Below are 21,429 nucleotides of genomic sequence, written 5' to 3'. Positions count from 1 at the left end.
GCATCCGCTGGTCCTCAAACTCAAGCCCGCCTCTCATGCTCTCCAAAAGCCGCGCAAAGCTCTGCTCCTGGCGGCGGGTGGTCAGAGCAGCCAACCTTCCGGCCTCCTGCACCCTTCCATTCAGGGTTCTCCCCAGTTTTCTGCTGATTTCCTTCATATTTGCTGCTCCTTTCTGCCTGTTATGTCTCTGTTATAACCCCGACACATGTTGCTTTTGATCATCAATATCTCAATATATGTCGAGTTAATTCTTTTTCCTCTCTGCATCCCCCGGTCTGCTGCTCTCTCTCGACCTTGTGATTGTATTATAAACCTTCTTTATAAACTTGTCAAGGGTTTTTATAAATATTTTTTCAAAATTTTTCCAAGCCTTTATAAACAAACCCGGTCTAAACTCCCTGCTTGCAAAGACTCCCCCGCCGCAGGTAAGGGGCCTGTCTGAGAGTTGTCCCCTTCCACACATTATAATGAGGGGCGTATCATCCGCCTACTCCATAGACATACCAGGACCCTGGAAGAGACAGCAGACACGCAGTCCTCTCCCAGGGTCCCGATATGTGAATCATATAAAGTGCACAGCAGAACACCCCGCCCCACCCCATTGACAAGGGTCGGGGCATATTGTATAATGTCGCGGAAAGCGGCAAGTCACCGCAAATTTTCCCAAAAAACGCGGCGGAGGCCCTCCCCCGGCGTTCTTCACGCCACGTTGACATGACCAGGAAAGGATGACAGCAATGACAGAATCTTTGCGCCCGGCCAGCGGTATGAATCGCCACCCCGCGGCAGAATACAGAAAAGCTGGCAGTGCCAGCGCAACGGCGTGGGAAGGGAGGGACCTCCCGTGAACTCCCAAGGCCGTCACACCCCCATGCCGCCCCAGCTGACTATTTTTCTCTGCTGGATGGCCTACACAGAGGCTTACCCGGGAAGATACAGCTACAACTCCAACATCACCCCCATTATGGATGCCTTTGGGGTGACTCACGGAGAGGCCGGGCTGGTGACCACCTGTTTTTTCTTCGCCTATGGCATCGGGCAGGTGGTCAACGGCCTGCTGTGCCGCCGCTATCCCCTCCGGTGGATCATCCCCTTTTCCCTGGCCTGCTCCGCTGTGCTGAATATAGCGGTCTTTCTGGGCGCCCCCTTCTGGACCCTCAAATATCTGTGGCTGCTCAATGGCGGGCTCCAGTCCATTCTCTGGCCCACCCTTATCTCCGTCCTGTCCCAGTCTCTCCCCGCCCCCTATCTGAAAAGCTCGGTGCTGGTCATGAGCACCACGGTGCCCATCGGCACCCTTCTGGCCTATGGGCTCAGCTCCCTGCTGGCAGTTCGGGGCGGCTTTCCCTTCTCCTTCCTCACAGGGGCCCTGCTGATGGCCGGAGCAGCAGCCGCCTGGCTGTTCCTCTACCGGGACGCTCCCGCCTCCGAAAACGCCCAGCCCGTCCAGACCTCCCGGACCCCGGGCAAAGGCCTTCTCAACCCGGCAGTGGCAGTCACAGTCCTGGTGCTGTGCCTTTTCGCGGTGGCAAACAATCTGGTAAAGGACGGGCTCACCACCTGGGTACCCTCCATCCTGAAAGAGCGGTTCGGCCTGCCCGACAGCCTCTCCATTCTGCTCACTCTGGTCCTGCCGGTGCTGGGCATATTCGGCGCAGCCTGCAACGGGCTTCTGGAAAGGCGGCTGCCCTCCTTCATCAAGCTTTCCGGACTGTGGTTCCTGCTGGCCGCGGTGTCCACCGCCGGGGTAATCCTCCTGCTGGACACCAGCCTGTGGTGGGCGGTCCTGGCCGTTTTCGGGATAATCTCCCTGTCTATGCACGCGGTCAACAACGCCATCACCAGCATGGCCCCCCTCTACATGCGGGAACAGCTGGACTCCGGGCTGCTGGCCGGGGTGCTCAACGGCTGCTGCTATGTGGGCAGCACCATCAGCTCCTATTGCCTGGGCTGGGTCGCCGACCATTTCGGCTGGAACGGAGTATTCCTGCTGCTTCTGGCCGTCACCGGCATCCCCGTCGTGACCGCCGCCCTGGTAGGAACCGCAGGCAAAAAGACAAAGCCGCAGCCATAATTCCCTGCCCCCTCGCTGCCATACACAAAAACAGCAGACAGCCAAACACGGGACATCTGGGACAACACCGCGCAAAGCGTACAACAAAAGCGTACAACAATTGTATGCGAGTTGCACAATCCATTCATTTGTCAGAGTGTACAGACTAATCTCTGACAATCCGGCAAGCCAAAGCCATGCGCTCCGGCAGAAAACCGCAAGTCAATCCCGCTCAAGGAGCGCAGGCCAGTCTCAGCGGGACACTGCCTTGACCCGGCCCCGGTCAAAACCGGCCATGCCCCCCAATACACAAACGCTTATATGGACGCCCTAGTCCCCCAGTTCCCTGCCAATCACCTTTACCAGCTCATGGGTGGTGTCGCAGCCGTGCTCCCAATACATAATACCCAGCAGCCCGGCCTCCTTCACATAACGGCATTTCAGGGCAATGGCCTCCGGGGTCTCATAGCTGACAAAGCTGCTGCCGTTCCACAAATACGCTGCCTGGGCCTCCTCGTCCCAATACTGGGCGTACCCATTTTGCGCCATAAAGCTCTCGGTAATGTCGCTATACCGCAGGCCGCCCTCGCCGCCGGTCTGGGCAGGCTGGCAGAGGCCGTGGTTTTTGTCCTCCACCCCAGACCATTTCCTGGCATAAAAGGCCGCGCCAATCACCAGCTTTTCCAGAGGCACCCCCGCCCTGTGGAACATCTCTACCATGTCCACCGTGTTCAGGCCGCTGCCGTCCCCCTTGCCGGCCCGCAGGGCCGCATGGTGCCCTGCCTGACGGGTAAAGCCGCTGCGCATGTCATAGGTCATAATCTGCACATAGTCTACCAGGCGGGCCACCTTTTCCATTTCCGTGTCCCGCACAAAATATTCCCCGGCCCCTGCGGCAATGGACAGGCTGCGGGGGCCAAGCTGATCCCGCAGCGCCTGAAGCAGCAGGGTAAAATTCTCTCTGTCCCGGGGGTCCCAGTCAATGCCCGCCTGGCCGCTGCAGGGGTATTCCCAGTCAATATCAATGCCGTCCAGCCCATACCGCTGGACCGCTTCCAGGCAGGACCGGGCAAAGGCCTCCCGGCCCTGTGCGGTCATGGCCATGGCTGAAAAGCCCCCCGCCCCCCAGCCGCCTACCGAGAGAACAATTCGAATCTCCGGCTTCCAGGCCCGAAAGGTCTCAATCAGAGAGAGGTTGGTCAGCTGGCTCATGTCCAGCAGGCCGTCCTTCACCAGCCCAAAGGCCAGGTTGATGTGGGTCAGACATTGCAGGTCCTCTTTGGTGAACAGGGGAAGCCCCTCGTTCATGGCATAAGCCAGCGCGTATTTTTTCATTTATATCCATCCCTTCTGTTTTGTCGGACCGGCAGGGCACACTCCCCGCCTCCAAAAAGTATAGCAAAGAATGAAAAAAGGTTCAAGCAAAGAAAGCGCTGCCTGGGCAGAACCAAAAGTGAGCTTCTCCAATCCCGCTTCAGCTGTTCCCAGTACACCCCGAGCCCCTTCCTCCCGACATCCCTTCCCAAAGCAGCGGGACACCGGGGGCTCCCCCCTGTGTCCCGCTTTTGACATTGGTTCACGGGCAGCAAGACACGGAAAGCCTGGCATCCCGCCCTGTTGACCCTGCATCGCCGTAGGCCCCCTACACCCCCGCCGCTTCCGACAGCAGCCCTGGCCAGGGAGCCCTCCTTTTCTTTATAAAATATATTATATGGTCAGCACACCGTGCTCGTCTCTCTGCACCAGATAGAGCTGTTCTTCCATCCCTGTCCAGGCATTGATATAGCTCAGCACCTCTGTCCCGTCCGACGCGGTACAGTGCAGCTCCCAGCACAGCACCTCGTCCAGCCCCGGGGTGGGAATCACCGCCAGCCTGGCCCCGTCCGCCTGCAGGGCAGGGCTGAGGGCCTTCCGGGCCTCCTCCTCTGTCACCGCAGGGGGAGAAATCCGCCGGTCCTGGTGGTTCATAAGAAAGCCGGTGCAGTCCAGCTCCACAGCGCCGCCCTGGCCCAGCTCAACCACTACCTTCACCAGGTCCGGGTAGCACAGGGCGGTTTCCTCCCCCACCGAGACGCTGGTGTGAAAGTTGATGGCGCACAGCCCATCGCTGAGAATATAATAGCTCTCCGTCATAGGCGGCAGGTCCAGCCGGGCCAGATACGCCTTTGCCGCCTCCAACGCCTGGGCATACCCCATGCGGGGGCTGTCCACGGTGGCAGACCGGCGGTAGTAGGCAGGCTCGCCCCCCACCTTTGTGATATTCACCATAGACCCGTCCCAGGTAAAGGACCACACCCCCAGCTGTCCCCCGCCCTCTCCGGCAAAGGCAAGCTCCTCCTGGGGGCAGTCGAGAAATCGGGCGGCAAGAGCCGCAGCCTCCTCCTGGGTAACAGGCTCCCGGTTTTGCAGGCTGGCAGGCTCCCGGCGGGAAATATGGTCAGAGAAGGGCCCGTCGTAGAGAAGGGTGGGGAAAGAGGCGAACTCCTCCGCCACCTGGTCCAGGTCGTCGTCCAGCAGGGCCAGCTCCTCCACCTCCCCCACATTGTTCAGCAGACTGACCGTGTTTACCACCCCGGCCTGCTCCGCTGTCAGCCGGGCCTGCAGCTGGGTAAGGGCCCCGGTCAGCTTGCCCGCATACTCCCGCAAAGCGGCCAGCCCCTGCAGGTCGGCCTTTTCCAGGGTCCCGCCAGAGAGGGTCTTGCGGCTGAGCGCCAGGGCATAGTCCCCCACCTGAGAGAGAAACCGGCTCACCCGCTCGCTGCGCTCCTGGGTAAAGGGGAGGGAGGCCATGGCCGCCTTGGCCCCGCCGCTCTGCTCCAGCAGCTGGGCGGTCACCGCGCTCTGCATGGGGGCAGTGCCGGCAAACATGGCCTTGTGCAGCGTCGACTGCATCCCCGAGACATAATCCGTCAGGTCTCCCAAAGCCCGGCGGTAGACATATTCCAGGCGGGTCTCCGCGTTCTGGCGGCTGAGAGAGGCGTCCAGCCAGAAACCGGCGGTCAGGGTCAGCGCGGCCAGAGAGAAGGCCCAAAGGCGAATTTTCGTTGTTTTCTTCATGGGTCGACACATCCTGTCTCTTCGATGATTTTGTGGAATATTGTGGCGCGCAAAGTCTCAAACATGCGCAGAGAGAGAATTTTTTTTGACGGGCGGGGCTGGTTATGGTATACTATAAGGATGAAGCTTGGCGGCGGTGGGGCGCGCGCCCAGGAGAGGAGACGCTTATGGGAACAGGAATCTTGTTGTGCGGCCTGAACGGCGCCGGAAAAAGCACCCTGGGCAAGGCCCTGGCTGAAAAGCTGAGCTTTCACTATATCGACAACGAAGAGCTGTACTTCCCTAAAAACGACCCCGCATATCTCTACGCGGTCCAGCGGGACCGGGAGGAGGTAGAACGCCTCCTTTTGGAGGAAACCGCAGATCACCCGGACTTCGTGTTCACGTCCGTGAAAGGGGACTACAGCGAGGCTGTGCGCGCCCGGTTCCAGTACGCGGTATGGGTCGATGCGCCCCGGGAGCTGCGGCTCCGGCGGGTCAGAGAGCGGTCCTATCAGAAATTTGGGGACAGAATGCTGCCCGGCGGCGAACTGTATGAGCAGGAGGAGGGCTTCTTCCGGTTCGTCAGCAGCAGGGCGGAGGATACCGTGGAAAAATGGCTGCGGCTCTTCCCAGGACCTGTCCTGCGGGTAGACGGCCGGGAGCCTGTGGAGAAAAGCGTGGAGCGGATTCAGGCCTGGATATGGCCCGAATCTACGGCTCCGGCGAGGTGAGGGTATGCGCATTTTAGGGATTGACCCCGGCTACGCCATTGTGGGCTATGGGGTAGTTGAAGCGTATAATGCCAGCTACCGGCCCTTGGAGTACGGCGCGGTGACCACCCAGGCGGGGGTGGACTTCGGCCTGCGGCTCAAGGAAATCTATGAGGGCATGACCGAGCTTTTGGGGACGTTCCGGCCCCAGGCCGCAGCGGTGGAAAAGCTGTTCTTCATCAACAACAAAACCACAGGCATCGGGGTGGCAGAGGCCCGGGGGGTCATTCTTCTGGCCCTGGCCCAGGCAGGGGTGCCCCTGTTCGAGTATACCCCCATGCAGGTAAAGCAGGCTGTCACCGGCTATGGCAAGGCCCAAAAGCACCAGGTACAGGAGATGACCCGGCGGCTGCTGGGCCTGCCGGAAATCCCCAGGCCCGACGACGCGGCAGACGCGCTGGCCATGGCCATCTGCCACGGGCAGGCGGCGGGGTCTCCCTTGCGCCGGGGACTGCTGGACAGAATATGACCTGAAAGGGTCGGCAAAAACGGAGGAATTTCGGTGTTTTACAGTCTGACTGGAAAGCTGGCTCACACAGAGCCCGGCATGGCGGTAATCGATGTGGGGGGCGTGGCCTTTCGCTGCGCGGTCTCCATGGGCACCCTGCGGGCCCTGCCCCGCACCGGAGAGGAGGCCACGCTGTATACCTATCTTAATGTGCGCGAGGACGCGCTGGACCTGTACGGCTTCTGCACCCAGCTGGAGCTGAACTGCTACAAGCTGCTCACCGCCATCAGCGGGGTAGGGCCCAAGGCGGCGTTGTCCATCCTCTCCGAGCTGAGCCCCGAGGACGTGGCCCTGTCGGCAGCGGCAGGGGATGCGAAGCGGTTCACCCGGGCCAATGGGGTGGGGGTCAAGCTGGCCCAGCGCATTGTGCTGGAGCTGAAGGACAAGGTGAAGGGCCTGAGCTTTGACAGCAGCGGCTGGGAGGGCGTAGAGCCCGGAGGGCCCTCTGCTGCCGGAAACGCGGCCCAGGCCGCAGAGGCGCTGGTGACGCTGGGCTATACGCCCTCCGAGGCTGCTGCGGCGGTAGGCAGGCTGGACAGCCAGCTGCCCGCCGAGGAGCTGATCCGGCTGGCGTTGAAATCATTTGGAAGCAAATAAGGAGGTGTCCCTGTGAAGGAGAAGGTCCAAAAGGCAGTCAAGGCGGTGCTGGGCCTGGCCCTGGGCGTGTTTGTGGGGCGTTCCCTGTGGCTGCGGCAGGATGCGATATCCCACCCGGAGCTGTACGCGGCCAACTCAACGCCCTGGTACACGCCGCTGCTGTTAGAGGGGGGCATTCTCCTGGGGCTGTTCCTGACCGGCGGCCTGATATGGTGGCTGACAGGCCGGAAGAAGTAGAAAAATCAATTATTCTTGACGATTCCGGCTTCATCAAAGAGGAAGCCAGCCGCTAGAGGCTAGCTTGCCCTCCCCCCACTGCCCCATACAATACACAAATCCACTCCCCCTCGCTGTCTCAAGCTCCAAATCCATCCAAGTCCACAAAAGCCATAAAAAAATTCATCATCAACCGGCGGAGAATCCCCCGCCCAGGAGGTTTTGCGATATGCCCAGTAATGACAACGCCCACGCCATCCGGCTGTATAACGCGCTGCTGGCTCTGGGGGGCGGCGGCGCGGCAGAGGAGCTGGCCCAGCAGCATCCCCTGTCCAAGTCGGCGGATGACCTAAAAAAATACCATTGGGCCCTGGCCGTGTGCCGTTATCTGGAAGATCACTACAGCGAAAAAACCATTGCGGCCATTCGCGCCCGGTGCTACTGCGAGGACAGCGCCGCCCTGGCCAACCGGATGCGCAGCTATCTGAACCAGGTGGGGGGCGACCTGAATGAGTTCGCCCGGCTGCACAACTGGAAGGAGAAGAACGCAAAAATCGAGGTAATCAAGGGCGGTCTGCTCTACTGTTACCCCGAGTGCTACTGCTCCTGCCTCAAGGGGGCAGAGGGCCCTGCCCCCAAAGCCTGGTGCTACTGCACCCTGGGGCACGCCCGCAAGCTGTTCAGCCAGGTGTTCGGCCCCCACATTGAGGCCGAGCTGTGGGAGACCATAAAAAGCGGAGGCAAACGGTGCGTGGTCTTTGTGGAGCTGAAGCCCAGCCCCAAGCCCCCGGCAAAGAAATGGTTCGGCCGCAAAAAGCCGGAGAAGAAGCAGGAGGCCCTGTGAGAATCGCGGTGATGCAGGCCTCGTCCCAGAAGGAGAAAAATCCGCTGCTGTACCAGTGCACCCTTCGGGCCGTGGAAAACCAGGGCCACGAGGTGGCGAACCTCGGAGTCTTCCCCCAGGAGGAGGAGACGTATTCTTATATTGAGACCGCGCTGCTGGCAAGCCTGCTGCTCTCTTGCAAGGCGGCAGACTTTGTGGTCACAGGCTGCTCCTCAGGCCAGGGGATGATGCTGGCCTGTAACAGCCTGCCAGGGGTGCTGTGCGGCTATGTGCCCACCCCTCAGGACGCTTTCCTGTTCGGCCGGATCAACGGGGGCAACGCCGCCTCCCTGCCCTTGGGGCTGGGCTTTGGCTGGTGCGGAGAGCTGAATTTGCAGCTGACTCTGAACCAACTGTTTGCCGGAGACTTTGGCACAGGCTACCCGCCAGAGGACGCGGCGCGCAAGCAACAGGATGCCATGTTACTGAAGAAGCTGAACACAGTCACCAAAAGAAGCATGGAGCAGTGCCTTGCCCAATATCCCCAGGACCTGGTGGCGCGGGCTCTGAGCAGACAGAATGTGACCCCGTACCTGTTGAAATATGGGAACGCCTGGATAAAAGAGCAAATCCGCCCGCAGGGGCCGGGAAAGGGGCTGGAAGGATGAAAGCAGCGGGCTTGTTTGTCACACTGGCCTTGTGCGGACTGGGCTGCGCTCTTCTGGCCGCAGCCGTCATCATTGCCGCGGCCTCCGCCCGCAAAAGGCGGTGCTGCACGGCCAACGCTATAGCCCTTGTGACCGGGCTTCAGGCAAAGCGGTATGAAGGGGACGAGGGCAGGGTCTACTATCATCCGGTGTATGAGTACCAGGTGAACGGCGTCCGGTACAAGGGGACAGGGGCCTCCCTTGCCGGCAGAATCCCCCAGGTCCATAGCCAGATTCATATTCTGTATGACCCTGCCCACCCGGAGCGGTCCTGCATCCCAGAGTACGACGCCAGGGCCTCCCGCATCGCCAGCGGTGTGCTGGGGGCTGTGGGAGCGGCTGCGCTTCTGGCGGGAATCGTTATCGGGCTGTTCTGGTGAGAAGGCCCCAGGAGAACAGCATAAAAAAGGAGGCGGTCTGGATGATCCGGCTGGCAGAGCCCCGGGACGCGGCTGCACTGTGTGCGCTTAACGACCATTTCAACGGTCCCGGCAGTGGTTGGGGGGCTGCGGACATGGAGAAGGTTCTGGCCCGCAACCCCCAGGAGGTGGTCGTGGTGGCCCAGGTGGACGGCGAACTGGCAGGCTTTGTGTGTATACAGCTCAAACGCTCCTTCTGCTACCGGGAGACCGGGGCCGAGGTCACCGAGGTCTTTGTGGAAAAGGCTTACCGGCGCAGGGGCCTGGCCCGGGCCATGCTGGCCTTTGCCGAGGCCCACTGCAAAAGGAACCATGGGGTCCGCAGCCTTGCGCTGCTGACAGGCAGGGACAACGCCCCCGCCCGGTCTCTGTACCAGGGACTGGGCTATCAAGAGGATGGGGAGGTCCATCTGGTAAAGGAGCAGGAGGACGCAGAATGAGCGTACAGATACAGAGCAATGTGCTGAAGCATCTGTTTCAGCAGGTCTATTTCATCAACGGAACCGCTTACGCAGGCAAGTCCACCATGGTAAAAATGCTGGCGGAGAAGCATGGGGGAATCTGCTGCGGCGAAAACTATCACGACTGCCTGATGGACGCCGTGGACACGGCCCACCAGCCCAATCTCTGCTATTTTCAGACCATGAAAGACTGGCAGGAGTTTGTGAACCGTACACCCCAGGCCTACAGCAGCTGGGTGGCGGGCTGCTCCCGCGAGGCCGAGGACCTGGAGCTGGTCCGGCTCATTCAGCTGGCAGAGGCGGGCAGAAAAATCTTTGTAGACACTAACCTCTCCGCGGAGACCCTGCGGGAGGTGTCAGACTACCAACGAGTAGCCATTCTGCTTGCGCCCCCAAGCCTTTCGGTCGAGCGCTTTTTTCAGCGGGAGGACCCGGAGAAGCAGTTCATTCTGAAGCAGATTCAGCAGGCGGCAGACCCGGAGAAGACCATGGAGAACTACCGGGCCTGCCTGGCCGCCATCAACAGCTCCGAGGCCTATCGGTCCTGGGAGGAGGCGGGCTTCTTCACCCTGGTGCGCAGCGAGGCCCGCACGCCCCAGCAGACCCTGGCAGCTTTGGAGGAGCATTTCGGCCTGTAACGCGCCCCATCTGCAAACAACAAAGCCCCTGACAAAAAACAGCCAGGGGCCGCGCAAAATACAATCGGGCCAGGAGGTTTTGCAATGAATGAGCTGGCACTGCAAGCAATGGCAGAGGTCCGCGCCCTGGGGGAGCAGGCTCCGCCGGGAAAGCATATTGCCACAGGGGACATCCGCCGGCTTTCCGCCCGGCTTTACCGGAGCATAGAGGAGAAAACGCCGGCCCGGCTGCTGCCCCTCTGTGAAGAGCTGTTAGAGCAAAGGGACTGGGCTCTGGGGGTTATGGCCTTTGACTGGGCCTACCGCATCCGCGCCCAATACGACGGAGAGACCTACCCGGTGTTTTTCGGCTGGCTGAAAAAATATGTGCGGGGCTGGGGCGACTGCGACGATTTCTGTACCCATGCCTTCGGCGAGCTTCTGCGCAGGCAAAAGCATCTGTTCCCCCAAGTCTGCCAGTGGACCGGGGACGGAGATTTCTGGGTGCGCAGGGCCTCGGCCGTTGTCCTCATCCCCTCCATCCTGCGGGAGGATTACCAGGGCATAGACCCCTTCCGCATCTCCAACGCCCTGCTGGCAGATTCCCACCAGCTGGTCCAAAAGGGCTATGGCTGGATGCTGAAATGCCTGTCCGATAAGGAGCCGGAGAAGGTAAAGGCCTACCTGAAAGAACGCCATGAGCTTATGCCCAGAACCGCGTTCCGGTACGCCCTGGAAAAGTTCGACAAAGAGACCCGCCGCGAGCTGATGGCCTTGTAGGCCCCGGCATACGGCGTCACAACAGCGAGGTGAAAGCCCATGATAGAAAAAAGCGGCGGTAAGGGCCCCGGCCCTGAGGCATACGGCATTGACTGGGACGCCCGGGACGGCGAGCTGAATTTGGAGGACCGGCTCACCGACACCGGCTATATCCCCGGAGACCAGGAGACCGAGAACCCCCTTCGCCCTCGAAGCTTTGCCGAGTACATTGGCCAGGACAAGGTGAAGGAGAACCTGAAAATCTACATCGAGGCGGCAAAAAGCCGCAAGGAGACCCTGGACCATGTGCTGCTCTACGGCCCCCCCGGCCTGGGCAAAACCACCCTGGCGGGCATTGTGGCCAACGAGCTGGGGGTCAACCTGCGCATCACCAGCGGCCCGGCCATTGAAAAGCCCGGAGACCTGGCCGCGCTGCTGACCAATCTCTCCCCCGGCGACGTGCTGTTCATCGACGAGGTCCACCGCCTGCCCCGCACCGTGGAGGAGATTCTCTACCCGGCTATGGAGGACTTTGCCCTGGACATCATCACCGGCAAGGGCCAGATGGCCGCCTCCTACCACCTGCCCTTGCCCAAGTTTACCTTGGTGGGTGCCACCACCAGGGCGGGGCAGCTGTCCGCCCCCTTGCGGGACCGGTTCGGGGTGGTGCTCCGTCTGGAGCTGTACAACCCCCGGGAGCTGGCCCTGATTGTCCAGCGCAGCGCAAAAATACTCAACGCAGACATTGATGCCGACGCTGCCATTGAGCTGGCCTCCCGGTCCAGGGGCACCCCCCGCATTGCCAACCGGTTTCTCAAGCGGGTCCGGGACTTTGCCGAGGTGATGAGCGGCGGGGTCATCACCCTCAACACCGCTCAAATCGCCTTAGAGCGCATGGAGATCGACGAGCTGGGCCTGGACCAGAGCGACCGGAATATGCTGAGGGCCATCATCCAAAACTATGGAGGCGGCCCTGTAGGCCTGGAAACTCTGGCGGCGGCCATTGGCGAGGAGGCCATCACCATCGAGGACGTGAACGAGCCCTATCTGATGCAGGTGGGCTTTTTGACCCGAACCCCCCGGGGCCGCTGCGTCACCCCTGCGGCCTGCGCCCATCTGGGCCTGCCTCTGCCCTCCCGGCTGCGGGCGGAGGAGGAGCTTCAGCTGAGAATGGAGTGAGAGCCATGACAGATATTGTAGAGAAAAACCGGCAGGACTGGGAGAAATATTCTGAGAAGTATATGGCCTTCCATCTGTCAGACCCTATGCTGGAACGGCTGAAGGCCCGGCCCGAGCGCGCCTTTGACCCGGCGGTGTGGGCCATGCTGAAAAAATATCTGCCGGAGCTGAAAAACCAGCTGGTCTGCGTGCCGTCCAGCGGCGACAACCACGCGGCCCTGGCCTTTGCCCTTATGGGGGCCCGGGTAACCTCCTGCGACATTGCGAAAAACCAGCTGCTGGCCGCAGAAAGGGCCTCAAATAAGCTGGGGCTGCAGGACCGCCTTGTCTTTCAGCAGGAGGACACCATGCGGCTGGCCGGTGTGCCGGGGGAGGCATTCGACCTGGTATACACCTCCAACGGGGTGCATGTGTGGCTCAACGACCTGCCGGCCATGTATCGGAATATCCACCGCATCCTGAAGCCCGGCGGCCTGTATGTGATGTATGAGCTCCACCCCTTCCAGCGCCCCTTTGGGGAGGGCCTGAGGGCAGTAAAGCCCTACGACAGCACCGGCCCCTTTGAGGACGAGACCACCGTCAACTTTGCCTGGCGCATACAGGATATCGTGAACGCCATGCTGGACGCAGGCGTCCGGCTCCTGCACATGGAGGAAATCATGCCAAAGCCAGATTATGAGCGCCCCTTCTTTGTGAAGAATGAGGAGCTCATAAACGGCCGCAGGCCAAGCCGGGAGGAAGTGGACGAAATGTACAACTGGCGCAAAAACCCGGCGGCAGTCCTGCCGGAGATGATTGCCCTTGCCGGACGCAGGGCAGAACAGGAGTGAGAAGGCATGGTCGGCATCTGCCCCCAATGCGGCAATTATGACTGGGATAAAACCGTAGACGGGAACAAAATCACCTGCCCCAAATGCGGCCACAGCTGGCAGTTTTTGAAGCTGCCCCTGTTTGTGGTCACCGGGGCCAGCGGAGTGGGCAAAACCACCACCCTACAGGCCCTGCAGGGCCTCACCCAGGACTTTGTGTGCCTGGATGCGGATTTCTTTTATAACCTGATGCCCCACGAGACCGAGGAGGACTACCTGGCCCAGACCGAGCAGACCCAGGCCCTCTCCCGGGATATTATGCAGTGCGGCAGGCCGGTGGTGTGGTCCAGAGCCGGGAACATCCACATGCTGAACAAGACCTATGGCCTCCGGTTCTTCACCGGTGTTTTTGTGCTGGCCCTGGTGTGCCCGGAGGAGAAGCTCCGGCAGAGAATGACAGCGGGCCGGGGCATTGAAGACGCCGGCTGGATACAGAGCTCAGTAGACTATAACCGGTACTTTATGGAGCACAACCAGATTGACAGCGTCAGCTATGACCGGCTGGACACAGGTCCCCTGACCACGGCGGAGGCCGCCCGGGCGGCCCATGCCTGGCTGCGGGGCAAAATGGAATCTTGCCCCGGACAGGGCGATATACTATAACAAGAAAATAAACTTTGCGAGGTGTTTTAACATGGGCAGACTTTTTGGTACAGACGGAATCAGAGGCATTGCGAATAAGGACCTGACCTGCGAGCTGGCTACTCAACTGGGCCGGGCAGCGGCGCAGGTGCTCACCAATAAATCCAACCGGCACCCTCGGGTGCTCATCGGCAAGGACACCCGGCTCTCCTCCGACATGCTGGAGAACGCCATGGCCGCAGGGCTTTGCAGCATCGGCGCCAGCGTGGTGACACTGGGCGTGGTGCCCACCCCGGCGGTGGCCTATCTGGTGGAGAAGTACAAGGCGGACGCAGGCATCATGATCTCCGCCTCCCACAACTCCTTTGAGTACAACGGCATTAAAATCTTCTCCGGCGACGGCTTCAAGCTGCCCGATGACCTGGAGGAGCGCATTGAGGATATTATTCTGGGCAAAACAGACATCTCCAGCCAGCTGCCCCAGGATGAGGGGCTGGGCACGGTCTCCCGGGCAGAGGACGCGGTGCGGGACTATATCGAGCATGTGAAAAGCACCGTGCACTTTGCCCTGGACGGCATGAGGCTGGCCATCGACTGCGCCAACGGCTCGGCCAGCGCCACGGCGGAGACCCTGTTCACCGAGCTGGGCGCACAGGTCACCATGCTCAACCAGAGCCCCGACGGCGTGAATGTCAACGACAACTGCGGCTCCACCCACATGGAGGGGCTTATTGAGTATGTCAAAACCCATGAACTGGATGCGGGCGTGGCCTTTGACGGAGACGCGGACCGCTGCCTGATGGTGGACGAGGCCGGCAATTTTGTAGACGGCGACTTCATTATGGCCATCTGCGCCCTGGACATGAAAAGCCGGGGCAAGCTGAACCGGAACACCGTAGTGGGCACCATTATGACCAACCTGGGCTTCCAGAAGTTCTGCGAGGAGAACGGCATGCGCTTTGAGGCCACCAAGGTGGGCGACCGCTATGTGCTGGAACAGATGCGCCTGGAAAACTATAGCTTTGGCGGTGAGCAGAGCGGCCATGTGATCTTCCGGGACTTTGCCACCACCGGCGACGGCCAGCTCACCGCCTGCCAGCTGCTGAGCCTGATGCACCGGCGGCAGGGCAAGCTCTCCTCCCTGGCCACAGCCATGCAGAGATATCCCCAGACCATGATCAATATCACCGTGACCCCAGAGGGCAAGCTGGCCTTCTACACCGACCAGCGGGTGCGGGGGGCCATTGAAAGGGTCAGCGAGACCCTGGGCGGCGAGGGCCGCATTATCGTGCGCCCCAGCGGCACCGAACCCCTGCTGCGGGTCATGGTAGAGGGCCGGGACCAGGACCAGATTCAGGCCCTGGCAGAGGAGGTGGCCCAGGTCATCCGGGAGGAGCTCTGCTGATCATCAGAGAGGACTGTAAAATATGCGCGAAAGCTACAGCCAGAAAATTTCAGCCCGCCAGTGGAACCAGCCCGACAAGGGAGAGCGGGAAAGCCAGCGGGAAGCCACCTTTATGGACGACATTGTCCAGAAGGACCACCTGGAACGCCAGGTGCTGGCCGCTCTGGACGGGGTAGAGACTGTGTTCGACGGCGGGGCCGGGTGCGGGCGGTTCTCCATTCTGCTGGCAAAGCGGGGGTGTAAGGTCACCCATTTCGACATCTCCCAGCCCATGCTTGACAAGGCCAGAGAGCTGGCCGCAGAGGCCGGGGTGCTGAACAATATGGAGTTCGTCCAGGGGGCTTTAGAGGACTTATCCGCCTACAGAGACGAACAGTTTGACATGGTAATTTCTTTTGACGCGCCTGTGTCCTACACCTGGCCCAACCAGGAAAAGGTCATTGGAGAGCTGAGCCGCATCTGCAAAAAGAAGCTGCTGCTCAGCGTCAGCTCCCGGCTGGGCTCTCTGCCCTATCTGGCGGACCCCATCCAAAAAAGCCGCTTTATTCTGGACGAAAGCTGCCCCGACCCCTTTGTCCAGTGGTGCCTGAGCCACCGGGAGGAGATGGCGGAGAGCTTCCGCTTTGACCTGGCAGGGGCGAAAAGGCTGCTGGCAGAGGGCGTCTTGGGCGGAGAAGCCGAGATCGCGGAGTATGAGCGGGGCGGCGCGCCCTGGTGCATCACCTATGGCTTTCTGCCCGGCGAGCTGCAAGACATTTTAGAGCGGCTGGGCTGGAAGGACATCCGCATGGCGGGGCCCGGGGCCTATGCCCGCAGCATATCCCGGGAGATACTGCGGAAGATCATGGAAGATCCGGCCCAGAGGCGGGACTTCCTGGACTTCTGCTTTGTGTACGACCAAAACCCCTATGTGCTGGGCATGGGCAAGGACAATCTGTTCGCCATAGGGACCAAGTGAGGAGGGGCCGGCATGGACAAATTTCTCTGCGTATTGGGCATTTTTGACGAGCAGACCCAGCGGGTGCTGGGGGAGTACCAGCAGGCCATCCTGTCCCAGGGCTTCACTGGGCGGCAGACCATGGGCATCCCCTTTCACGTCACCCTGGGGACCTTTGGACTGGACCGCAGGGAGGTGCTGCTGAAAGAGCTGGACCAGCTGAGCATGGAGCCCATAGAGGTGTTTTTCAACCATATAGGGCTGTTTCAGGGACAGGAGGTGCTCTTTCTGGCCCAGGACGTGAACCGGGAGCTGCTGGCTTTAAAGGAGGCCTTCAGCGACGAACAGGGCTGGACCGCCCACACCACCATGCTGATCGACAGCCGGGAGAACACCCGCAGGGGTCTGGATATTTTAGGAGAACGCTTCCGCCGGTTCTCCGGAAGAATCCAGCGGGCGGCGTTGTATGAGTTCTTCCCCTCAAAAAAGCTGGGGGAGAGGATTTTAAACATAGAGAGGAAAAGCACATGAAAATAGAGACGATCACAGAGAACGGCGTTCTTATTGCCCTGGCCGAGGGCCCGGAGAAGCTCATCACCGGCCCCCAGGAGGCCCTGGACCTGGCCATGACCGTAAAATACGAGACAGGGTCCCAGCGAATTGTCCTGCCCAAAAAGCTGGTGGCCGAGGAGTTCTTCATCCTCAGCAGCGGCATGGCCGGGGAAATTCTGCAAAAATATATCAATTATCAGTTCAAGCTGGCCATTTGGGGCGACTTCTCCCGGTACACCAGCAAGCCCCTCCACGACTTTATCTACGAGTCCAACCAGGGAAAGGACTTCTTTTTTGTAGCCACCCAGGAAGAGGCTGTGAGCAGGCTGGCGCAGGCAGGCCAGCCTGCCCCGTAAAGGAAAGGGAAGGCTATGAGAGCAGCGCAGTGGCAGGACTATGAACTGATCGACGCCTCCGCCGGAGAGCGGCTGGAACGTTGGGGGGACATTCTCCTCATCCGCCCGGACCCCCAGATCATCTGGGACACAGAGCGGCAGGACCCCCGCTGGCGGTCGGCCCATGCCCGGTACCACCGTTCCAGCAAGGGAGGCGGGCACTGGGAGGCTTACAAAAAAATGCCCGAGGTATGGGCCATTGGCTGGCAGGGCCTTACCTTCCGGCTCAAGCCCATGGGCTTCAAGCACACAGGGCTGTTCCCCGAGCAGGCGGTGAACTGGGCCTTTGCCATGGAGAAAATCCAAGAGACCCAACGCCCGGTAAAGGTGCTGAACCTGTTCGGCTACACCGGGGCGGCCACCCTGGCCTGCCTCAAGGCCGGGGCCTCTGTCACCCATGTGGACGCTGCCAAGGGCATGGTCCAGTGGGCCAAGGAGAACGCCGCCGCCTCGGGGCTGAGCGACAGGCCGGTGCGCTGGCTGGTGGACGACTGCGTGAAATTTGTCCAGCGGGAGCAGCGCCGGGGCAACACCTACGACGCCATTATCATGGACCCGCCCTCCTACGGCCGGGGGCCGGGGGGCGAGGTGTGGCGGCTTGAGGAGCAGCTCAGCGGCCTTTTACGGCTGTGCCTGTCCCTTTTGTCCCCAAAGCCCCTGTTTTTCATTCTCAACTCTTACACAACAGGCCTCTCCCCCGCAGTGATGGAGTATCTGCTCACCGTACTGGTCAAGCCCCGGCTGGGGGGCCGGGTGTCGGCGGACGAAATCGGCCTGCCGGCAACAGCCTCCGGCATGGTACTTCCCTGCGGCAACACCGCCATCTGGGAGGGAACCGCCTAATGGAGTACCGGGAAATCCAAATAAATGCCTGGAACCGGCGGGAGTATTTTGAGCACTACACCGCCGCAGTGCCCTGTACCTACAGTATGACAGTGAAGCTGGACGTCACCCGCCTGCGGCAAACCCAGGACAAGCTCTACCCGGCTATGCTGTACCTGTTGACAAAGACAGTCAACCGGTTCGAGCCCTTCCGCACAGCCTACCGCCCGGACGGGACGCTGGTGGTGTATCAGGAGATGCACCCCAGCTATACCATTTTTCACAGGGAAACCGAGAGCTTTTCCAGTATCTGGACAGAGTTTTCAGCAGACTACCCGGAGTTCCTCCGCCGCTATCAGACGGATGTCCAGCTATACGAGCAGGCGTCGGGCTTCAGCCCCAAGCCCGATGTGCCAGAGAACAGCTTTAACGTCTCCATGATTCCCTGGACGGCCTTTGAGGGCTTTCAGCTCAACCTGCCGGACTTTCGGTATCTGCTGCCAATTTTTACCATGGGGAAGTATACCCTGCTGCCCGAGGGCCGCTGCCTTTTGCCGCTGGCAGTGCAGGCGCACCATGCCGTGTGCGACGGATACCATCTCGGCTGGTTTTTAGACTGCCTGCAAAAGCAGCTGAACGCCTGGCCGGGCGAAGCACAGGAGGAGCCAGCATGCTGAAATGGAGCCTTTTGGGCATAGGCGGGGCCTGGGCCTCGGCCATGCTCTACGAGTGGCTGTGGTCGGGCAGGCAGTCCATGGGGCTGCTGCTTTTGCTGGCGGCAGGCGTTTTTTTAAGCGTCCTGCTGTTTGCATCGCTACAGCGCAGGCAGCCGCCCCAGGTGGAGCCCATGGTCTGGTTTATTCTGGCGGCAGTGGCCGTGGCCCTGGGCTATTCCGCCCTGGAGCGCACTGTGGAGAACAGCCTGACCCATGTCCCCCTGCTGCCCATGTATCCCATTTTGTTTCTGGACTTTTTTGCCTCGGGCTGTTATACTTGGTGGAAGAAGCGGAAGAGGCGGGGAGGAAGATAAGCAGATGAAGGACAAAGTGGTGGAATGGGCCGAGGAACTGCAGAGCTTGGCCCAGGCCGGCCTGTTCTATGGAAAGGACGAGTTTGACCGGGAGCGCTACCAGCGGATTCGGGAAATCGCCGCGGAAATGATGGCGCATCGGACCGGTATGCCGCTTGAGCTTGTGAAGGGTCTGTTCTGCAATGAAACGGGGTACCAAACGCCTAAGGTAGACACCCGGGCCGCTGTGTTTCAAGATGGAAAGCTGCTGCTGGTTCAGGAGAGAGGGGGGCTCTGGTCCTTACCCGGTGGCTGGTGCGAGTTCAACCTGTCCCCAGCGGAGAACACGGTGAAAGAAGCAAAAGAAGAGGCCGGGGCAGACATAGCGGTCAAACGGCTGATCGCCGTACAGGACCGGAACAAGCATAATCAACCGCCGTATGCTTATGGGGTGGTTAAAATCTTCTACCTGTGCGAGCTCCTCGGCGGCAGCTTCACGCCGAACCTTGAGACCGAACAAATTGGGTATTTTTCTTTGAAAGATCTGCCGCCTCTGGCTGAGGCCAAATGCAGCAGAGAGCAGGTTCAGATGTGTTTTCAAGCGTATCAGGCAGAGAACTGGCCCGTTCTGTTTGACTGACGCGTTTATGGGATAGAGAAATCCAGATGAGAGGAGAAAGGCTGTGGCATTTATCCAGGTAAAAGACCTTCGCTTCGGCTATGAGACCGAGGATGGCGAAAGCCGGGAGGTACTCCACGGGGTCAGCATGACAATCGAGTCGGGGGAATTTGTGGCGCTGTTAGGCCACAACGGCTGCGGCAAGTCCACCATGGCAAAGCTCTTCAACGGCATGCTCATGCCCGGCAAGGGCTCCATTCTGGTAGACGGCATTGACACCCGGGAGGAGGACCGCCAGCTGGACGTGCGCCGCCGGGTGGGCCTGGTGCTGCAAAACCCGGACAACCAGCTGGTGGCAGGCATTGTGGAGGAGGACGTGGCCTTTGGCCCCGAAAACCTGGGGGTCCCCCCCGAAGAAATCCGCCGCCGGGTAGACGACGCCCTGAAGGCGGTGGACATGTACCACTACCGGACCCATGCCCCCCACAAGCTCTCTGGCGGGCAAAAGCAGCGGGTGGCTATTGCCGGGGTCATTGCCATGGAGACCCAGTGCATTGTGCTGGATGAGCCCACCGCCATGCTGGACCCCCGGGGCCGGGCCGAGGTAATGGCAACCATCAAAAGGCTGAACCGGGAGAAGGGCATCACCATCATCCTCATCACCCACTACATGGACGAGGCGGTCCAGGCCGGGCGGGTGATTGTCATGGATGAGGGAAATATTCTTATGGACGGCAGTCCCCGGCAGGTGTTTGCCGATGTAGAACGCCTGAAGCGTCACGGCCTAGACGTGCCCCAGGCCACAGAGCTCTGCTACCGGCTGAAAGCGGCGGGGGTAGAGCTCTCCGGCTCGCCCCTGTCTGTGGAGGAGTGCGTGGAGCTGTTCCGGCATCTTGACCCAAAGAGGAGAGCGTGACCATGAGAACCCCAGAGGAAATGCTGGACTTGATTTTGCAGGTGGCCCGGGAGGACGAGAACATCCGCAGTGTGCTGATGGTGGGCTCCCGGGCCAACCCGGACTGCGCGCCGGACCCTTACCAGGACTTTGACGTCTGCTATTTTGTGCGCCGGGTCAAGCCGGATTACTGGGACAATATGGCCTGGATTGAGGAGAAGTTCGGCAGGCCTGCTCTGGTCCAGAGGCCGGAGAGCATGGAGCTCATCCCCCCGGAAAATGACGGCAGCTATATCTACCTGATGATCTTCCCGGACGGGAACCGCATCGACCTGCAGGTGACAGAGGACCCCTATGTGGACGATGGAGAGCCCGCTGTGCTGCTGCTGGACAAGGACGGGGACTTTCCGGAAATTGCGGTGAAGCCGGACTTCTGGCATGTGAAAAGGCCAGAGGAGCGGATTTTTGCGGACTGCTGCAATGAGTTCCACTGGTGCCTGAACAATGTGGCCAAGGCCATTGCCCGAGAGGAGCTCTCCCTGGGCATGGACATGCTGAACCGCCCTGTGCGGGACATGCTGATTCTGATGCTGAGCTGGTATGTGGGCGCGGCCCATGGGTTTGAGATTTCTGTGGGCAAGGGGGGCAAGTATTTTCAGCGGCTTCTGCCCAAAGAGATGTATGATAGCTTTGTAAGGACCTACCCAGACGGGGACTTTGCCCATATGTGGGAGGCTGCCTTTGAGATGCTGGATTTGTTCGGCAAAGCTGCCAGAGCCACAGCCGCGCACCTGGGCTATGCCTATGATGAGGCCGAGGAGGCAGGTATCCGGTGGTATATGGGGCGGGTGAGGAGCGGGAGGCTCGGGACCCCTCCAAAAACCATCCCCTGCCCCCATCCGGATAGGCCATGAGAACGGAGAAGACGGGCGGGTTTATCCCCCGCAGCATGGAGGAGCTGCATGAACGGCTGCGCGGTGAGCACCCACCAGGGGAGCTGTCCCTGAAGGAGGATGTCATCCTATGGCGGCTGCCCAATGGCGTCACCGTCTGGGCATGCTTTGATGCCATTGCCACTATGTGGACAGACAGCCGGGGACGGGAGCGCCAGCTGACTCACTGGCATCCTGCGGAGGAGGAGATATTCGCTGATTTGCTGGACATCTGCCGGGGCCGGACTTTCTGGGTAAGGAAGA

At 60.5% G+C, this 21,429-nt stretch carries 27 protein-coding genes; 25 read left to right on the top strand and 2 right to left on the bottom strand.

From position 1 onward, the window contains the following. Window positions 1-844 precede the first annotated feature (844 nt). The gene (locus ACTO5E_RS05845) at window positions 845-2,074 is read left to right on the top strand and encodes an MFS transporter (RefSeq protein ID WP_482302374.1); all 1,230 of its coding nucleotides are present in this window, start codon (window positions 845-847) and stop codon (window positions 2,072-2,074) included. Window positions 2,075-2,383: 309 nt separating this feature from the next. Here ACTO5E_RS05845 and ACTO5E_RS05840 read toward each other — a convergent pair whose 3' ends face one another. Beyond that, window positions 2,384-3,388, bottom strand: a complete 1,005-nt coding sequence (locus ACTO5E_RS05840) for a glycoside hydrolase family 18 protein (RefSeq protein WP_482302373.1) — start codon at window positions 3,386-3,388, stop codon at window positions 2,384-2,386. 372 nt (window positions 3,389-3,760) lie between these two features. Beyond that, entirely contained in the window at window positions 3,761-5,110 is a 1,350-nt protein-coding gene (locus ACTO5E_RS05835) for a PepSY1/2 domain-containing protein (protein WP_482302371.1), read from the bottom strand. A gap of 167 nt (window positions 5,111-5,277) precedes the next feature. Here ACTO5E_RS05835 and ACTO5E_RS05830 point away from each other — a divergent pair, with 167 nt between their 5' ends. The 24 genes from ACTO5E_RS05830 to ACTO5E_RS05715 all read left to right on the top strand — a co-directional run. Further along, a complete protein-coding gene (locus ACTO5E_RS05830) occupies window positions 5,278-5,823 on the top strand; it encodes an AAA family ATPase (protein WP_482302370.1) in 546 nt (181 codons plus the stop codon). Between the two features lie 4 nt (window positions 5,824-5,827). Next, the gene (gene ruvC / locus ACTO5E_RS05825; protein ID WP_482302368.1) at window positions 5,828-6,331 is read left to right on the top strand and encodes a crossover junction endodeoxyribonuclease RuvC; all 504 of its coding nucleotides are present in this window, start codon (window positions 5,828-5,830) and stop codon (window positions 6,329-6,331) included. A gap of 33 nt (window positions 6,332-6,364) precedes the next feature. After that, window positions 6,365-6,967: a Holliday junction branch migration protein RuvA gene (gene ruvA / locus ACTO5E_RS05820; protein WP_482302367.1), complete on the top strand. Its 603-nt coding sequence runs from the start codon at window positions 6,365-6,367 to the stop codon at window positions 6,965-6,967. A gap of 12 nt (window positions 6,968-6,979) precedes the next feature. Further along, the gene (locus tag ACTO5E_RS05815; protein ID WP_482302365.1) at window positions 6,980-7,204 is read left to right on the top strand and encodes a hypothetical protein; all 225 of its coding nucleotides are present in this window, start codon (window positions 6,980-6,982) and stop codon (window positions 7,202-7,204) included. Between the two features lie 208 nt (window positions 7,205-7,412). Further along, window positions 7,413-8,027, top strand: coding sequence for a DUF6144 family protein (locus ACTO5E_RS05810; protein WP_482302363.1), 615 nt, complete (start codon window positions 7,413-7,415; stop codon window positions 8,025-8,027). Beyond that, window positions 8,024-8,674 carry an RpiB/LacA/LacB family sugar-phosphate isomerase gene (locus ACTO5E_RS05805; protein ID WP_482302361.1) on the top strand — a complete coding sequence of 217 codons (651 nt, stop codon included), beginning with the start codon at window positions 8,024-8,026 and terminating at the stop codon, window positions 8,672-8,674. Before ACTO5E_RS05810 ends, ACTO5E_RS05805 begins: the two co-directional genes overlap by 4 nt. Next, window positions 8,671-9,093, top strand: a complete 423-nt coding sequence (locus tag ACTO5E_RS05800) for a DUF3592 domain-containing protein (RefSeq protein WP_482302359.1) — start codon at window positions 8,671-8,673, stop codon at window positions 9,091-9,093. Before ACTO5E_RS05805 ends, ACTO5E_RS05800 begins: the two co-directional genes overlap by 4 nt. 41 nt (window positions 9,094-9,134) lie before the next feature. After that, entirely contained in the window at window positions 9,135-9,572 is a 438-nt protein-coding gene (locus ACTO5E_RS05795) for a GNAT family N-acetyltransferase (RefSeq protein ID WP_482302357.1), read from the top strand. Beyond that, entirely contained in the window at window positions 9,569-10,231 is a 663-nt protein-coding gene (locus ACTO5E_RS05790) for a hypothetical protein (RefSeq protein ID WP_482302355.1), read from the top strand. Before ACTO5E_RS05795 ends, ACTO5E_RS05790 begins: the two co-directional genes overlap by 4 nt. Window positions 10,232-10,315: 84 nt before the next feature. Then, complete coding sequence (locus tag ACTO5E_RS05785) at window positions 10,316-10,990, top strand: DNA alkylation repair protein (RefSeq protein ID WP_482302353.1); 675 nt, start codon at window positions 10,316-10,318, stop codon at window positions 10,988-10,990. Between the two features lie 39 nt (window positions 10,991-11,029). Further along, entirely contained in the window at window positions 11,030-12,148 is a 1,119-nt protein-coding gene (gene ruvB / locus ACTO5E_RS05780) for a Holliday junction branch migration DNA helicase RuvB (protein ID WP_482302351.1), read from the top strand. A gap of 5 nt (window positions 12,149-12,153) precedes the next feature. Next, entirely contained in the window at window positions 12,154-12,978 is an 825-nt protein-coding gene (locus ACTO5E_RS05775; protein WP_482302349.1) for a methyltransferase domain-containing protein, read from the top strand. A gap of 6 nt (window positions 12,979-12,984) precedes the next feature. Further along, window positions 12,985-13,620: an AAA family ATPase gene (locus ACTO5E_RS05770; RefSeq protein WP_482302347.1), complete on the top strand. Its 636-nt coding sequence runs from the start codon at window positions 12,985-12,987 to the stop codon at window positions 13,618-13,620. 31 nt (window positions 13,621-13,651) lie between these two features. After that, complete coding sequence (gene glmM / locus ACTO5E_RS05765; protein WP_482302346.1) at window positions 13,652-15,004, top strand: phosphoglucosamine mutase; 1,353 nt, start codon at window positions 13,652-13,654, stop codon at window positions 15,002-15,004. Window positions 15,005-15,026: 22 nt separating this feature from the next. Continuing rightward, window positions 15,027-15,962, top strand: coding sequence for a class I SAM-dependent methyltransferase (locus tag ACTO5E_RS05760; RefSeq protein WP_482302345.1), 936 nt, complete (start codon window positions 15,027-15,029; stop codon window positions 15,960-15,962). Window positions 15,963-15,974: 12 nt separating this feature from the next. Continuing rightward, entirely contained in the window at window positions 15,975-16,472 is a 498-nt protein-coding gene (locus ACTO5E_RS05755) for a 2'-5' RNA ligase family protein (protein ID WP_482302343.1), read from the top strand. Beyond that, window positions 16,469-16,849, top strand: a complete 381-nt coding sequence (locus ACTO5E_RS05750; protein ID WP_482302341.1) for a DUF4180 domain-containing protein — start codon at window positions 16,469-16,471, stop codon at window positions 16,847-16,849. Before ACTO5E_RS05755 ends, ACTO5E_RS05750 begins: the two co-directional genes overlap by 4 nt. A 15-nt stretch (window positions 16,850-16,864) precedes the next feature. Then, on the top strand, window positions 16,865-17,731 hold the full coding sequence (locus ACTO5E_RS05745; protein WP_482302339.1) for a class I SAM-dependent methyltransferase: 867 nt from the start codon (window positions 16,865-16,867) through the stop codon (window positions 17,729-17,731). Next, window positions 17,731-18,387: a CatA-like O-acetyltransferase gene (locus ACTO5E_RS05740; RefSeq protein ID WP_482302338.1), complete on the top strand. Its 657-nt coding sequence runs from the start codon at window positions 17,731-17,733 to the stop codon at window positions 18,385-18,387. Before ACTO5E_RS05745 ends, ACTO5E_RS05740 begins: the two co-directional genes overlap by 1 nt. Next, complete coding sequence (locus ACTO5E_RS05735; protein ID WP_482302336.1) at window positions 18,381-18,740, top strand: hypothetical protein; 360 nt, start codon at window positions 18,381-18,383, stop codon at window positions 18,738-18,740. Before ACTO5E_RS05740 ends, ACTO5E_RS05735 begins: the two co-directional genes overlap by 7 nt. 4 nt (window positions 18,741-18,744) lie before the next feature. Continuing rightward, on the top strand, window positions 18,745-19,359 hold the full coding sequence (locus ACTO5E_RS05730; RefSeq protein WP_482302335.1) for an NUDIX hydrolase N-terminal domain-containing protein: 615 nt from the start codon (window positions 18,745-18,747) through the stop codon (window positions 19,357-19,359). Window positions 19,360-19,402: 43 nt separating this feature from the next. Further along, window positions 19,403-20,254: an energy-coupling factor transporter ATPase gene (locus ACTO5E_RS05725; RefSeq protein ID WP_482302334.1), complete on the top strand. Its 852-nt coding sequence runs from the start codon at window positions 19,403-19,405 to the stop codon at window positions 20,252-20,254. 2 nt (window positions 20,255-20,256) lie between these two features. After that, the gene (locus ACTO5E_RS05720) at window positions 20,257-21,147 is read left to right on the top strand and encodes an aminoglycoside 6-adenylyltransferase (RefSeq protein WP_482302332.1); all 891 of its coding nucleotides are present in this window, start codon (window positions 20,257-20,259) and stop codon (window positions 21,145-21,147) included. Then, on the top strand, window positions 21,144-21,429 hold a 286-nt coding region (locus tag ACTO5E_RS05715; RefSeq protein ID WP_482302331.1), incomplete at its 3' end, for a hypothetical protein. The genes ACTO5E_RS05720 and ACTO5E_RS05715, both read left to right, overlap by 4 nt.

Source organism: Acutalibacter sp. (genome assembly GCF_056800975.1).
The sequence above is the reverse complement of the archived record's forward strand: the minus strand, read 5'-3'. Positions and strand labels throughout refer to the sequence as shown.

Coding starts and splice junctions, on each gene's coding strand:
- ACTO5E_RS05755 (WP_482302343.1), top strand. CDS start 15,975: ATGGACAAATTTCTCTGCGTATTGGGCATTTTTGACGAGCAGACCCAG.
- ACTO5E_RS05770 (WP_482302347.1), top strand. CDS start 12,985: ATGGTCGGCATCTGCCCCCAATGCGGCAATTATGACTGGGATAAAACC.
- ACTO5E_RS05795 (WP_482302357.1), top strand. CDS start 9,135: ATGATCCGGCTGGCAGAGCCCCGGGACGCGGCTGCACTGTGTGCGCTT.
- ACTO5E_RS05740 (WP_482302338.1), top strand. CDS start 17,731: ATGGAGTACCGGGAAATCCAAATAAATGCCTGGAACCGGCGGGAGTAT.
- ACTO5E_RS05830 (WP_482302370.1), top strand. CDS start 5,278: ATGGGAACAGGAATCTTGTTGTGCGGCCTGAACGGCGCCGGAAAAAGC.
- ACTO5E_RS05720 (WP_482302332.1), top strand. CDS start 20,257: ATGAGAACCCCAGAGGAAATGCTGGACTTGATTTTGCAGGTGGCCCGG.
- ACTO5E_RS05735 (WP_482302336.1), top strand. CDS start 18,381: ATGCTGAAATGGAGCCTTTTGGGCATAGGCGGGGCCTGGGCCTCGGCC.
- ACTO5E_RS05730 (WP_482302335.1), top strand. CDS start 18,745: ATGAAGGACAAAGTGGTGGAATGGGCCGAGGAACTGCAGAGCTTGGCC.
- ACTO5E_RS05760 (WP_482302345.1), top strand. CDS start 15,027: ATGCGCGAAAGCTACAGCCAGAAAATTTCAGCCCGCCAGTGGAACCAG.
- ACTO5E_RS05750 (WP_482302341.1), top strand. CDS start 16,469: ATGAAAATAGAGACGATCACAGAGAACGGCGTTCTTATTGCCCTGGCC.
- ACTO5E_RS05835 (WP_482302371.1), bottom strand. CDS start 5,110: ATGAAGAAAACAACGAAAATTCGCCTTTGGGCCTTCTCTCTGGCCGCG.
- ACTO5E_RS05790 (WP_482302355.1), top strand. CDS start 9,569: ATGAGCGTACAGATACAGAGCAATGTGCTGAAGCATCTGTTTCAGCAG.
- glmM (WP_482302346.1), top strand. CDS start 13,652: ATGGGCAGACTTTTTGGTACAGACGGAATCAGAGGCATTGCGAATAAG.
- ruvB (WP_482302351.1), top strand. CDS start 11,030: ATGATAGAAAAAAGCGGCGGTAAGGGCCCCGGCCCTGAGGCATACGGC.
- ACTO5E_RS05840 (WP_482302373.1), bottom strand. CDS start 3,388: ATGAAAAAATACGCGCTGGCTTATGCCATGAACGAGGGGCTTCCCCTG.
- ACTO5E_RS05745 (WP_482302339.1), top strand. CDS start 16,865: ATGAGAGCAGCGCAGTGGCAGGACTATGAACTGATCGACGCCTCCGCC.
- ruvC (WP_482302368.1), top strand. CDS start 5,828: ATGCGCATTTTAGGGATTGACCCCGGCTACGCCATTGTGGGCTATGGG.
- ACTO5E_RS05785 (WP_482302353.1), top strand. CDS start 10,316: ATGAATGAGCTGGCACTGCAAGCAATGGCAGAGGTCCGCGCCCTGGGG.
- ACTO5E_RS05800 (WP_482302359.1), top strand. CDS start 8,671: ATGAAAGCAGCGGGCTTGTTTGTCACACTGGCCTTGTGCGGACTGGGC.
- ACTO5E_RS05775 (WP_482302349.1), top strand. CDS start 12,154: ATGACAGATATTGTAGAGAAAAACCGGCAGGACTGGGAGAAATATTCT.
- ACTO5E_RS05810 (WP_482302363.1), top strand. CDS start 7,413: ATGCCCAGTAATGACAACGCCCACGCCATCCGGCTGTATAACGCGCTG.